Genomic DNA, 13,384 nt, shown 5'->3' on the forward strand with positions numbered 1-13,384 from the left:
TTATTTAAAATATCTTAATTGTTTATTCTACAGATTCTACGGTTTTATATCCGAAGAAATTATTTGCCTTAATCATTTCAGGGATAAGTTCAGGTAACTGATCTTCCCAACCAGGTTCTCCTTCTTGGATTTTTTGAAGAACTTCCCTGGAGAAAATATCCATGATAGATGGATCGTAATCTGTAATATCTTGCAGTTTACCATTATATTTAAAGAATTTGTATAATTCTTTCATACGAGGATGTACCTTAAGAGTATCACTATCTGTAAGTTCACCTGTTTCATGATTTTTTAATGGATATAGATACACTTTTAGATCTTTGAAGAATAGTTTTCCAAAAGCTTCTAAAATCCCTCCACTTAAGTGCATGTAGTATTTTTGATCAAAAATATCTACCAGGTTGTTCACTCCCATAGCCAAAGCCATACGCTCTTTGGTATAATTAGAGAAGTATTCAACCATACGATAGTATTCCTTGAAGTTTGAAATCATTACCGTTTGTCCAAGAGAACATAATAATCTGGCTCTTGACATAAAATCTTCTTCATCAATTTCTCCTTCTGCTCTTAGGTTGGATAAAGTGATTTCAAAAATAACTACAGTTTTCTCTTTTTTTACTTTATTCTCACTCAAAAACATGTTGAGTGATTTTTTATAGATGTCCATATTAACCTTGGTAACAGGTCTAAAACTCCCACGAAGGGCTAATATGTTTTTCTTATATAAAATCGCGGCAGGTAATATGTTATTTCCATCAGGACCAAACATAACCGCCTCGGTCATCCCATTTTTAACAAGTTGTAAACTCATTAAACGATTATCTACTTTTGTAAAGCGGGGACCAGAAAAGTTTATAGTATCAATTTCAATTTGATCTTTATCCAAATGATCATACAGGTAACGTAATAATTTTTTTGGGTTATCATATTTATAATAAGCACCATAAATTAGATTCACACCCAATACACCAAGAGTCATTTGCTGTAATCTAGCATCATTTTCATGGAATCGAATATGCAGTGTAATTTCATTATACTCTTCATTAGGAACCGTCTGATAACGAATACCAACCCAACCATGTCCTTTGTACTTTTTTGCAAAATCAATAGTCGCTACAGTATTGGCATAACTAAAAAATAACTTATTTGGATGTTTTTCGCGAGTAATCCTTTCTTCGATAAGTTTTACCTCATGCTTAAGCATTTTTTTTAACCGTGCTTCAGTAACATAACGTTTATCATTTTCGATACCATAAATTGCATCACTAAAATCTTTGTCATAAGCACTCATGGCTTTTGCAATCGTACCTGAAGCGCCACCTGCTCTGAAAAAATTTCGCGCAGTTTCCTGACCAGCACCAATTTCTGCAAAAGTACCGTAGATGTTTTGATTGAGGTTAATACGTAAAGCTTTACTCTTTATTGAAGGGACAGATTCAAATTCTTTATCTCCCATTATCTTAATAGGCATAGTAAAAAGGGCTTTTTTTGTTTAATGTAAAGGTACTAATACCATAAGTATTAAAAAAGTTTGAATGTGAAATTTCTACATTTTAAAAAGTCGTTAAAAAGAATTAATATATTCCTACAATTTTTGCCAAAAAAATATAAGTACATTTGCTGTAGTTTATCATAATTATGAAAGTAACTTTTCTTGGTACTGGGACCTCACAGGGAATTCCGATTATAGGAAGTGATCATCCTGTATGTCTAAGTGATGATCCCAAAGATAAGCGACTTCGGGTTTCTGTACTTGTCTCTTGGGACAAATACAATTATGTAATAGATTGCGGACCAGATTTTAGACAACAAATGCTATCTAATCAGGTTTCAAGAATTGATGGTGTTGTTTTTACTCATGAGCATGCTGATCATACCATGGGATTGGATGATATACGTCCCTTTTTTTTTAGGCAAGGTGATATCCCAATATATGCCCACAAAAGAGTTATGGAAGCTTTAAAAGTAAGGTTCGATTATATTTTTGCTTCAGAAAATAAATACCCTGGAGCACCAAGTGTTATAGAAAATGAATTAGATAATACTCCTTTTCTATTGGGTAATCTAGATGTTGTTCCTATCAATACTTTTCATAACCGATTACAAGTTTTTGGATTTCGTTTTAAAGATTTTGCATATCTAACAGATGTAAAAACTGTAGAAGAAGCAGAAAGAGTTAAATTAAGAGGAGTTAAGGTATTGGTTGTTAATGCACTTAGGATAGAACCTCACCATTCTCATTTTAATTTAGAAGAAGCTCTAGAGTTCATAGAGGATATCCAACCAGATCGGGCATATCTAACTCATATTAGTCATATGTTAGGGTTTCATGCAGAAGTAGAGAAACTATTGCCCCAAAATGTGTATATAGCATACGATAACTTAAAAATAACTATTTAAAACATGAAGAGTAAGATTTTTTTATACCTATTTATTTTTGCATCATTATTTATTCTTTTTCAATTTATGAATGCTAAAAAGGCAAAAGAGTCCTATGATACAAAGATTGATAATTTAAAAGCTAAGATTACCAAAAAAGAAGTAGCTTTTGATTCACTTGTGGATATTAATTTAGATTTAACTTATTTTTCTTTAGAAAGTAACGAAGATGCAGCTGCGTATTTTGAAGAAATGGGTTATGATGCAAATAAATTAGCTCTAACTATAGGAGATCAGATAATTAGTCAAAATAAAGCAGGGGAAGATAACCCAATAATTCCGTTTGTTGGGATGGAAGGTAATATGGCTATTAATAAAGTAAGACTTCTTAATCATAAATGGATCATAGCAGATTTTACTGATGGTGTATATTGGGGAGAGCTTTTTATTACTTATGAGGTTAGAAAAGATGGAGTGGTGGATTTTGAAGTTGAAAAATCATTTTTATATCCTAAAAACTAGTTTAAAAAGTAAGAAATTTCAGATAATATATTAAAAAAGCTACCTGGTATCAGGTAGCTTTTTTTGGTTTGTTGTAATGTGTGATAAGAAAGTTGGTTAAGGTATGTTGTCTATTTTTTTAATAATTTCTTTTTAGTCAGTTTTCCGTCTACATCTATTATAGCGATATAAGTTCCTTGTGAAACTAAAGATCCATTATCTGATGATCCATCCCAGGTATAATTAAAATTCCCTTCACTTTCTTTATGATTAACTAATTTTCGGACTAGATTACCTCGTATGTCATAAATGGTAATAGATACTTCATTCTTGTTATCATTAGTTATATTTGAAAACGTGACTTGCTCTTTAAATGTATTAGGATACACTTTAATGTTTTCTGAAATGACATCTTCTTCTTCTGTTTTTAGTCTATTCCATGACCTTCCTAAGGGTTGATCAAGCCATAAAAGAATAAATTCATTATCATCAGGTAGTCCTGTACCTACATGTCGACCAATACTAAAAGGATAATTGTTATCATTTAGTACTCCAATCAAAAACGGATTAAAAACGACCACGCTTTCTATAGTTACAAAAGGAAAAGCAAAATTTCTTCCTATTCCGATATCACCATCCAATCCAGGTTCAGAAATTCTAAGAATATCTTTAATTTTAAGAAGATCTACATTAAGTCTTTTTTCTACCAATTCTTCATTTTCATCTAATTCTATCTCATATATGGCTTTAAAACCATTTAGATCCCCTTGTGAACCATCACGTTCGATGATTAAACCTCTTTTGCGATTAAACATAATAAAGTCTCCTATTGCGGTCGCTTTTTGATTTAAAGGATATTCAAACTTTTTACCAGAATATGATTTACTTTCTAAATCAAATTCATGAATAAGTAGATTATTATTATCAGCACCTTGTAAAGGCTTTTCCAGCAAAGGAAGTAACGTTCTTTTATCTGTACTTAGTGCCAGTCCTTCAAAACCACCACTACCTTTTACACGGAAAGGTGTATCTAATTCTGTATTACGATAAGGCCAATATAATCCAGCTAACCATGGCGTATTTTGTCCATTTTGATCTTGTAGGTTTGTTCCATCTCCAGCATCTCCAACCTTTGGGAAATCACCAAATAAACATACGGTTCGTATCTCAGGATAATGTTTTTGTGTAATTAATAATGTTCTAAAGTCAAAACTTTGTATATCTGCTCTGTCGGTAAGGTTATTTTTTACAATAACATCTGCTATGACTTTAGTAAAAGTTTCAGGATCGACCGTTCTATCGGCAAAAACATCTCCACGATCATCAGTGTCTGTTCTTGGATTGATTTTGGTTTCGATGTTAAAACGGACTTTGGATGCATTCATCCAACGTTTCATTGCTTCGGGATCTGATGCTCCAGGTCCGTTTTTATAATATTCAATATAAAAGTCAACAAAATCAAATAATTGTTGTAACGATGGCATAATATAGGGATCAACAAGCTCTTTTTGATTTGAAAATGCTACTGCAACCGGGGACAGTGAAAGATCATTGGTTTGAGCAGGTCTTCCATTTAATATTTTATCAGCAATAAATGTTGTTTGAATTTGATCTAATGTGAGATCTTTTACTAATACTTCATCGTTAAATTCATAAGGAGTACCATCGACTTTACGGGTTTTTGCAGCTTCAATATGTGGATCGTGATCCAAAACAGGAACTCCGTCAAGAGTAATTCCGCAATCAGTTTCGAGAGTAGGCATAAGGAAATCTAAAGCGGCCTCCATGGCTGGTAATGTGTTTTCAGGACGTAGATTTCGTGAGCCTCTGTGTCCTTGTGCATCAAACAACTTTACATCAATCAAACCATCTGCATTTATATAATCCGGTTGACCATCTTTGTTTTTATCAAAATTTTGTATCGCTTCTAATAATAAATCTGGGCGATCAGAAATGATTCCTTGTACTCCTTGATCGAGAAGAAGATTCATGTTTTCTAGATCATTAACGGTATATACTACTACTTGATGTCCTGCTCGATTTAAAGAAGAAACATTAAATAATTCGCTAGAAGCTTGTTTGAGTCCAGTAGGAGGGTTTTCTCTACTTTCAACCTTTGTATTAGAATTTTGATCATCCAACATGACAAACCATGGGGACATCACTGGTGGTTTACTTCCGTTTGCTTTTGCATGTGATCTCATTGCGTTCATAACACGAAGTGCACTAAATTCTTCACTATATGGATTTTGTGGTGCACGAAGTTCTTTTCCTGGATTATCAAAATCAGGAAGAGAAAAGGGAGGGTCTAATAAAATCCCATTTTTATCAAAATGTAGCAAAAAAGGACCAAATTCATCACCAATCCAATAGTCGCCGTTAGCCGTTCTTTGTATAGACTCTATATCAAAATCTGCGCCGGTAAGGATTCTGGAATCACTAAAATGGTTAGTTATTGCAAAAGGTATCAAATGATTGGGATCACGCAATTCTATAAAGTCTAGTACGTCAATTCCACCATCGTTATGCGCAATAATACTTTTAAACTTTGGTTGTATTCTATAAAGACGTAGATGATAATCTGCCGAGTTTTCGATACTACCAAAACCGTTATCAGACAATACGGTAAAGGTTCTGTCAAAATTGTTTAGAACGGCAGAAAAACCTTGTATAGGTTGTTTGTTTAAAAAAGGAACTGGTTGTTGATTGATCAATCCTTGGTTTATATATTGTCCTGAGGAAGGGCCTTCAGAGAAGCTGGCAGCAGGCAAAACTGCTCTTGAGATCAGTATGTCTCCAAAGTTGGTAAAGGACTTACCAGTTCCTTTTGGAATCATTTTCTTGTTGTAATTGTTATCAGTAGGAATCTCGAATTGAGATTTCTCTATAATCTCTTTTTTTGAGTTTTGGGCTTGAAGTGATGACGATAAGATACATAAGATACTTAATAGTGTATAGTATGTCGTTTTTGAAATGATTTGGTAATGACGTTTCATGATGTGTATTACGTTTAAGATTAATTTGGTTAATGACTTCATAAAATTACGCGCTGTATATTACCAAATCGTTTATCTTCTTTAAACAAATGTTTAGGATAAGGTTAGCTGTTTTATGATTGTGTAATACCCAGGATGAACATGAAAACTAAATTAGGAACTTGTACGAAAACGTTGTAGTGATATATTGTGATTCTTATTACATAAATTGAATTTTGATGAAAATTCAATAATTCTCAAGCAGGGTAAGGGGTTATAGGAGTATTCTAAGAGGATTAAATTATATTTGATTTCAATATATTTAAGAAAACATACGTCAAGGATGAATATCAAGTTTCTACATTTTGCAGTTTCTATAATAGTTGCGTCAACCATTATTTCATGTAAAAAAAAATATGAAGGATCTTATCAGGGTTATAAGAATGAAAATGGATATATAGAAGTTTATAAAAAAGATGGAAAATATAGGTTTAAAATCTATTCAGATAAAATTATAGAAACTTCGTTTATCCCCAAAGGAGAAACATTTGATTCTACATCTCATGCGGTTATTTTGAAACCCAGATTAACAAAGACAGCTATTGTTGATAGTGATAGTATTTTGACCATTAATACTAATGGTATTGATATTCATATTACTAAAGAACCATTTCATATTTCATACACCTACAAAGGGAAAGAATTAATATCTGAAAAAGATGGATACGTAAAAACAGATTCTTTAGAAATATTAAACTTTAATTTAGATAAAGACGAAGTAATTTATGGAGCAGGATCCAGAGTAGTTGGAATGAATAGGAGAGGTAAAAGACTTCAATTATACAATAAAGCTCATTATGGATATGAAACCCAATCAGAATTAATGAATTTTACTATGCCTTTAGTGCTTTCTTCTAAGATATATGCAGTACATTTTGATAATGCACCTATTGGGTTTCTGGATATTGATAGTGAAAAAGATAATACACTTGGGTACGAAACAATAGACGGACGAAAAACATATCAGGTAATAGCTGGAGATGATTGGAAAAATTTAATGTATGAGTATACAGAACTAACAGGTAAACAACCTTTACCGCCTAGATGGGCTTTTGGAAATTTTGCTAGTCGTTTTGGGTATCATTCTGAAAGAGAAACTCGTGAGACCGTAGAAAAATTTGCAAAAGATAGTATCCCCTTAGATGCTGTAATTTTAGATATTTATTGGTTTGGAAAAGATATTAAAGGGCATATGGGAAATCTTGAGTTTTTAAAAGACTCATTTCCCAATCCAAAACAAATGATTAATGATTTTGCGATTAATGGCGTTAAAACGGTTCTTATTACAGAGCCGTTTGTATTAACATCTTCTAAGAAATGGGATGAAGCAGCGTCAAAAGGAGTTTTAGGAACTGATATAGAAGGGAAACCTTTTACCTATGATTTTTACTTTGGTAATACAGGAATTATTGATATTTATAACCCCAAAGGAAAAGAATGGTTTTGGAATATTTACAAAGAGCATGTTAAAGATTTTGGTGTAGCAGGTTGGTGGGGAGATCTTGGAGAACCCGAGGTGCACCCATCAGATTTACAACATGCCGTAGGAAGTGCAGACGAAGTCCATAATATATATGGTCATGATTGGGCGAGAATGATACAAGAAGGATATCATAAAGATTTTGCAGATCAGCGTCCTTTTATATTAATGCGTGCAGGGTATTCGGGATCACAACGTTTTGGTATGATACCATGGTCTGGAGATGTAAATAGAACTTGGGGAGGATTACAACCACAAACAGAAATAGCGCTTCAGATGGGAATGCAGGGGATGGGATATATGCATTCTGATCTTGGAGGATTTGCTGGTGGAGAAACTTTTGATGCTGAGTTATATACACGTTGGTTACAATATGGTGTGTTTCAACCAATATTCAGGCCCCACGCACAAGAACATATTGCTCCAGAGCCTGTTTTTCATGATAAGAAAACAAAAGTTCTAGCCAAGAAAAGTATTGAACTTAGATATAGTTTGTTACCTTATAATTATACGATCGCTTTTAATAATAATCAAACAGGAATGCCTTTAATGCGTCCTTTGTTTTTTGAACATTCTAATGATAGAGAACTATTAGAACTAAGTTTTACGTATTTATGGGGAGATGATTTTCTAGTATCTCCGGTTATACAACCCGGAATAGCATCTATGGATGTTCCTTTTCCAAAGGGAATAAATTGGTATGACTTTTTTACAGGAGAAAAGTTTGAAGGGGGAGGATATAAAACTGTTAACGTAGCAAAAGATCATATTCCCGTATTTGTAAAAGGAGGCGCTTTTATTCCAATGGTAGCACCTGTTTTAACCACAGATAAATATTCTACCAAAGATTTAGTACTACATTTTTACTATGATAGTATGGTCAAAAAGAGTTTTGGGACATTATACGATGATGATGGTAAAACACCTATGGCTTTTGAAAATGGAAAATATGAAATATTAAAATTTGATAGTAAAACATCATCAGGGGAGTTATCTATTTATCTATCTGCAAAAAAAGGAATAAATTATACATCAAGTGATCGAAACATTTCTTTAGTTATACATAATATTAATGAAAAACCAAAATCAGTTAAGATAGATGATAGATCAATTTCTTTTGATTGGAGTGAAGAAGATAAAACGGTAGTATTATCTTTTAACTGGAATTCTGCTGAAACTAAAAACATGAATATTTTGTTGTAGTACTACTGTAATTTAGGATACTATAATTTATCAGTTTTTTATGAATAATACATTATAAGGTTTGTTATATTAGAGAAGAGATAAAATTTCTTTGGTTTTATATATAAAATAGTATATTAAGGCACTTAATCAACTTAGTAACTCAACATTATATAACACAAAATGAAACTAAAGAATATACTTTTTTTGCTTATTGCCCTAAGCCTAACGGGGTGTAAATCTAATGATATATTATGGCTCAATGGTCAATGGGAAGGCGTTGGATGTCAATTAGATTTTGAAGAAACTTATACCTGGTCTATTAATCTAAATATTAATGCCACTAAAAAGTTATTTAATATAGAATATCCTAGTCTTAAATGTAATGGAAATTGGGAATTGATAGACTATTCTAATGGTAGAGCTATTTTTTCTGAATTAATAATAGAAAACACCAATGCCTGTATAGAAAAAGGGAAAGTTATACTCACTAAAGTAGATGAAAATCATATTAGCTTTAGTTACTATATATTAAATGAGAATGAAGTCGTAGCTTTTTCAACATTAAGAAGAAAGTAAAGTAGGGTTGATGTATACATTAAGTCATGCAAAAAAATAAATCAGTAGAAGAATTCATTATAAAAAATAAAAATTGGAAAGAGGCTTTAGAGGTTCTAAGAAGTATAGCGCTTTCTACAGAATTGAAGGAAACTATAAAATGGGGAGCTCCTGTATATACGATTAACAATAAAAATGTAATAGGTTTAGGTGCTTTTAAATCTTATGTGGGTATTTGGTTTTTTCAAGGGGTATTTCTTAAGGATGTTTCTAATGCATTGGTAAACGCTCAAGAAGGAAAAACTAAAGGGCTGCGACAATGGAGATTTAATAGTGTAAATGATATTGATAAAGATCTGGTGCTTCAATATATACAAGAAGCGATTCAAAATCAGAAGGATGGAAAAGAAATTAAACCAACCAAATCAAAAGATGTAAAATTTCCTCTGGAATTATCCAATGCATTAAAATCAGATTCAGATTTTAAACAATGTTTTGAGCAATTAACTCCTTTTAAACAAAAAGAATATGTAGAATATATTGCTACTGCAAAACGAGAAGCTACAAAATTATCAAGGCTTGAAAAAATTATTCCTATGATTAACAGGGGAATAGGGCTAAATGATAAATATAGATAATTATTAAATCATGAAATTTTCGTTTATTATTGAATAGTAAAGTTATACTGTTCTTTTTGCTGGAATCTCAATCCTTTATATTACTTACCTTATTATTATTATTATTATTATTATTATTATTGATTTATAATAAGCATTAGATCAATGTACTCAGCCATTCCTTAAACTGATAAAAGTTCTGCGGAGCAACACCATGTCCTACAGGAAACTCATGTAATGAAGTTTCTATCCCTAATTCTTTAAGTAAGACAGGAGCTTTACGAGCCCAATCAACAGGGATAACCTGATCCACGCTACCATGAGAACAATACAAGTTTAACTTGGAAAAATCATTAGATTTATATCCCTCTTTTAATATGTCTTCATTCAAATATCCACTAAGAGCAATTACATTGTTAACTTTTTGAGGGTAGGAGAGTGCCACGGCATAACTCAAAATAGTACCTTGACTAAACCCAAGAAGAGTAACATTATCTGAATCTAAATCATATGCATTTACAGCTTCATCAATAAAATTAGCAATCTTATCTCTGGATTCGATGGCTTGCTTGTCATCACTAAACTTACCTTGAGCAGCATCAAAATAGATAGCATACCAGGCATTTCCATATGGCTGCATAGGATACGGAGCACGAACCGAAATGATACATAACTCTTCAGGTAATTCTGCTGCAAAAGAAAAAAGATCATTTTCATCACTTCCATATCCATGAAACATAAATAACACTGGGGTTTTTTCTTTTTTGATTGATGGTGCCTGGATAATATGATATAGAGAAAGTGATTGGGTTTGCATAGTTTTATCTTATTTGTAGATGTATATGGTCATCATGTCTTACAGCCCGGCATCCTTGAAATCTAATTTTAGGACTTTGTATGCCCAAACGATATCGTAAATGAGGTTCTATAAACACCTTACTGACCTGTTTTTGTTTTACAATTGCCAAAAGTAAATCTTTTGTAGCTTTTTTAGAAAATTTTAGACTCTTGTTTACTGTTCCGAAAGTAAAATATTGAGTAAAATCATATTGCCAATATCCTTTTTGTTTGCAAATTGTGGTTTGCTGATGTTCATTTTTGGTAGGAGATTCAAATACTCCGTATCCACTAATAGAAGGTTTTTTATTAACTATATGATGTTCTTGGTTTTTATAAATAAACGAAATGTCAATTTTTTTGCCATCATCATGACTAAGATGTGGAAGTAATGGGAAATTATCAATAAAAGGAAAATTAGCATCTAGATATACTAATTTGATTTCTGGATTTGATTCTTCAAATGAATGAGCAATTTGCTGTAGTGCATTTTGTAATTGTGGTGTTACATAATTTCTATTCAAGAATTTAGTTAAAAAAGTATGTGCTTCTATAGTTGACGAATCTTTAATTTTTACTCTTCCAAAAAGAGGAGTTACATAAGGAAGGATTAAAAAGGTAACAAAAGTATATATAGAAAAAAATGTGATTGTTTTTATAATCGCTTTTTTTCTATTTTTTTTTCTTAAAAACAATAGGTCCGTACATAGATAAATAATTCCTCCTATTTGTGTGGTAACAGTTAACAAGATTATGATAAGAATCTTAACTATAATTTTTACGATTAAATTCATTAAAGTAAATATACTGATTGATTTAGATACTATTTTTTGTTTAAAGTTTATTATTTAACAAAAAATGAAATAATGTTAATTTTTAGTTGTTATTACTGCTTTGAAATGTTTTAAATGTATGTTTTACAGTTAATTGCATTAATAAACACATGTTAATTTTTGATGTATAAACGTAATTTTATTATGGTTTAACCATAATTGTTTTATATATTGATATCATATTGATTTTCAGTTCAATATGTTTTTAAGACTTCACACAGGCTTTTATAGAAAAAAACAGGCTTATAAATTATCCAATTATCTTCTTAAGAAGGTATTTGACAGGAAGAAAATGGTATTTCAACTACTATAAGTGTTTTTTACTTATATCTAATTTAATTTAGACCCTAATAAAAGTACTATAGTACATTCAAACATATGTAAAATATTAATCATTAACCCCAATATCTTATGAATAAAATTACCTATACAATTGTGCTCTTATGTTTTGTGCAATTTGGTTTCTCGCAAACCGACAATGATTATCAAACCATAATAACCACTATATCTGAAGGGTATAATGCTAAAGATGCTAATAAAATTTTTAGCGTTTTCTCAGCTGATTTACAATCAACATTTTCTCTGGATAAAGTAAAAAGTTTTATTGAGGAGAACCACGCTTCAAAAGGTACTATGAGTGAATCTACTCTTTTAGTAGAAGAAGATGGAAATAGGAGGTATTTAACAGAATTCGAAAATGCATCCTCTGTTTTAGTTCTCGGATTATCTTCAGATAATAAAGTTAAAACATTTGCTCTAGAAGAGTATTAATACCCCAAATTTAAAATTACAATAACCTTATAATTCAATTACATGAAAAAAGAAATTTTTACACTCAAATTTATGGTAATACTATTCTTTATAGGAATAATGATGCCAGTTTCAAATACTATTATTGCCCAACAAAGCAATTCTTATGGAATGTTAAACTTTAATAAAGCAGTAAATATCTCAGGGAAACAGCGAATGCTTAGTCAAAAAATAGCAAAAGCATATTTATATATTGTGGAAAACCCAAGTGATGCTGTTGCAAAACGAGATTTACTAACCAGTAAATTGATTTTTGAAAAACAAAATAGTATCTTATTACAAAACTCTGGCTATAAAGTTACCAAGGATAGAATAGCAACAGTTGAATCAATCTGGAAAGAATTTAAAAAGTTGATAGAAACTACACCTAATTATGATAATGCAAAGAAAATTATTGATATGAATACTGATCTTTTAAAAGCTTCGAATAATGTGGTTTCTGCTGTTATAGTTGAGTCTAAAGGAGCTAATAATAGTCAGGAATCTCTATTAGAAGACGATAGTTTAGGAGAAGAAGATACAGAATTAAAACAAATTATCAATATGGCCGGTAGACAACGAATGTTGTCTCAAAGGTTGGCGTTGTATTATTTTGCGAATCAACCTACAATAAAAGATAAAAATTCTGAGCAAATGTTAAAGAATGTATATAATGAATTGGATGGTGCTATTAGCATGTTATTAATCTCAAATTTTAATAACACACGAATAGATGAGAAATTAGGAGTTGCAATGTCAAAATGGGATCAGGTTAAATCTAACAAGGATAAGCTATTTAAACAAGGGATTAAGCCTGCTGATATGTACAGAATTAGTAATGAACTTACAAAAGCATTTAATGCTGTAACCAGCTTATACGAAAAGGTTAAATTGTAATTTTAAGTGTTAATTTAGTAAGAGAAAATACGTATTTATTATGAATCATAATGGTACGTATTTTTTTTATCTTCAATCTAAAATATAGAAATATGAAAATAAAAATACCTTTAATAGTATTGATTTTTACTATAATTCAAAATTATGCACAAGAATTAAGTATTGATGCAGATATCAGGCCTCGGTTAGAATATTTAAATGGTTTTGGAAGCCTTTTACCAGATGGAGTTGATGCAGGATTATTTGTACAACAACGTTCGCGTTTAAAATTTGGAT

Annotated in this window: 11 protein-coding genes and 1 pseudogene; 8 read left to right on the top strand and 4 right to left on the bottom strand. The window is 31.2% G+C overall.

The window, feature by feature from the left end; genetic code table 11:
* Positions 1-22: 22 nt before the first annotated feature.
* Positions 23-1,471, bottom strand: a complete 1,449-nt coding sequence (locus DK442_RS24105) for a nicotinate-nucleotide adenylyltransferase (RefSeq protein ID WP_109438482.1) — start codon at positions 1,469-1,471, stop codon at positions 23-25.
* Between the two features lie 167 nt (positions 1,472-1,638).
* Between DK442_RS24105 and DK442_RS24110 the strand changes: the two genes are divergently transcribed.
* Both DK442_RS24110 and DK442_RS24115 read left to right on the top strand, forming a co-directional pair.
* Positions 1,639-2,400: an MBL fold metallo-hydrolase gene (locus tag DK442_RS24110; RefSeq protein ID WP_109438483.1), complete on the top strand. Its 762-nt coding sequence runs from the start codon at positions 1,639-1,641 to the stop codon at positions 2,398-2,400.
* A 3-nt stretch (positions 2,401-2,403) separates the two neighbouring features.
* Positions 2,404-2,901 carry a hypothetical protein gene (locus DK442_RS24115; RefSeq protein WP_109438484.1) on the top strand — a complete coding sequence of 166 codons (498 nt, stop codon included), beginning with the start codon at positions 2,404-2,406 and terminating at the stop codon, positions 2,899-2,901.
* Positions 2,902-3,011: 110 nt separating this feature from the next.
* On the opposite strand, the gene DK442_RS24120 is transcribed toward DK442_RS24115, so the two are convergent.
* Positions 3,012-5,876: an esterase-like activity of phytase family protein gene (locus DK442_RS24120; protein WP_160114333.1), complete on the bottom strand. Its 2,865-nt coding sequence runs from the start codon at positions 5,874-5,876 to the stop codon at positions 3,012-3,014.
* Between the two features lie 322 nt (positions 5,877-6,198).
* Here DK442_RS24120 and DK442_RS24125 point away from each other — a divergent pair, with 322 nt between their 5' ends.
* From DK442_RS24125 to DK442_RS24135, 3 genes are all read left to right on the top strand, one after another.
* The gene (locus tag DK442_RS24125; protein WP_109438486.1) at positions 6,199-8,598 is read left to right on the top strand and encodes a TIM-barrel domain-containing protein; all 2,400 of its coding nucleotides are present in this window, start codon (positions 6,199-6,201) and stop codon (positions 8,596-8,598) included.
* A 162-nt stretch (positions 8,599-8,760) separates the two neighbouring features.
* Positions 8,761-9,156 (top strand): hypothetical protein, encoded by a 396-nt coding sequence (locus tag DK442_RS24130; protein ID WP_109438487.1) that lies wholly within the window; start codon positions 8,761-8,763, stop codon positions 9,154-9,156.
* A 26-nt stretch (positions 9,157-9,182) separates the two neighbouring features.
* Complete coding sequence (locus tag DK442_RS24135) at positions 9,183-9,773, top strand: YdeI family protein (RefSeq protein ID WP_109438488.1); 591 nt, start codon at positions 9,183-9,185, stop codon at positions 9,771-9,773.
* A gap of 136 nt (positions 9,774-9,909) precedes the next feature.
* Here the strand turns inward: DK442_RS24135 and DK442_RS24140 are convergent, their stop codons facing one another.
* Together DK442_RS24140 and DK442_RS24145 are read right to left on the bottom strand one after the other, a co-directional pair.
* Positions 9,910-10,569: an alpha/beta hydrolase gene (locus DK442_RS24140; RefSeq protein WP_109438489.1), complete on the bottom strand. Its 660-nt coding sequence runs from the start codon at positions 10,567-10,569 to the stop codon at positions 9,910-9,912.
* A gap of 4 nt (positions 10,570-10,573) precedes the next feature.
* Positions 10,574-11,383: a hypothetical protein gene (locus DK442_RS24145; protein WP_109438490.1), complete on the bottom strand. Its 810-nt coding sequence runs from the start codon at positions 11,381-11,383 to the stop codon at positions 10,574-10,576.
* Between the two features lie 450 nt (positions 11,384-11,833).
* On the opposite strand from DK442_RS24145, the gene DK442_RS24150 reads away from it, so the two are divergent.
* From DK442_RS24150 to DK442_RS24160, 3 genes and pseudogenes are all read left to right on the top strand, one after another.
* The gene (locus tag DK442_RS24150) at positions 11,834-12,193 is read left to right on the top strand and encodes a hypothetical protein (RefSeq protein WP_109438491.1); all 360 of its coding nucleotides are present in this window, start codon (positions 11,834-11,836) and stop codon (positions 12,191-12,193) included.
* Between the two features lie 42 nt (positions 12,194-12,235).
* Positions 12,236-13,108: a type IV pili methyl-accepting chemotaxis transducer N-terminal domain-containing protein gene (locus DK442_RS24155; protein WP_109438492.1), complete on the top strand. Its 873-nt coding sequence runs from the start codon at positions 12,236-12,238 to the stop codon at positions 13,106-13,108.
* Positions 13,109-13,200: 92 nt separating this feature from the next.
* Positions 13,201-13,384: pseudogene (locus DK442_RS24160) on the top strand (hypothetical protein); the annotation flags it as partial.

Origin of the sequence: Aquimarina sp. AU119 (genome assembly GCF_900312735.1) — a bacterium.
GTDB classification, from domain to species: Bacteria; Bacteroidota; Bacteroidia; order Flavobacteriales; family Flavobacteriaceae; genus Aquimarina; species Aquimarina algiphila.

Coding starts and splice junctions, on each gene's coding strand:
- DK442_RS24105 (WP_109438482.1), bottom strand. CDS start 1,471: ATGCCTATTAAGATAATGGGAGATAAAGAATTTGAATCTGTCCCTTCA.
- DK442_RS24110 (WP_109438483.1), top strand. CDS start 1,639: ATGAAAGTAACTTTTCTTGGTACTGGGACCTCACAGGGAATTCCGATT.
- DK442_RS24115 (WP_109438484.1), top strand. CDS start 2,404: ATGAAGAGTAAGATTTTTTTATACCTATTTATTTTTGCATCATTATTT.
- DK442_RS24120 (WP_160114333.1), bottom strand. CDS start 5,876: ATGAAACGTCATTACCAAATCATTTCAAAAACGACATACTATACACTA.
- DK442_RS24125 (WP_109438486.1), top strand. CDS start 6,199: ATGAATATCAAGTTTCTACATTTTGCAGTTTCTATAATAGTTGCGTCA.
- DK442_RS24130 (WP_109438487.1), top strand. CDS start 8,761: ATGAAACTAAAGAATATACTTTTTTTGCTTATTGCCCTAAGCCTAACG.
- DK442_RS24135 (WP_109438488.1), top strand. CDS start 9,183: ATGCAAAAAAATAAATCAGTAGAAGAATTCATTATAAAAAATAAAAAT.
- DK442_RS24140 (WP_109438489.1), bottom strand. CDS start 10,569: ATGCAAACCCAATCACTTTCTCTATATCATATTATCCAGGCACCATCA.
- DK442_RS24145 (WP_109438490.1), bottom strand. CDS start 11,383: ATGAATTTAATCGTAAAAATTATAGTTAAGATTCTTATCATAATCTTG.
- DK442_RS24150 (WP_109438491.1), top strand. CDS start 11,834: ATGAATAAAATTACCTATACAATTGTGCTCTTATGTTTTGTGCAATTT.
- DK442_RS24155 (WP_109438492.1), top strand. CDS start 12,236: ATGAAAAAAGAAATTTTTACACTCAAATTTATGGTAATACTATTCTTT.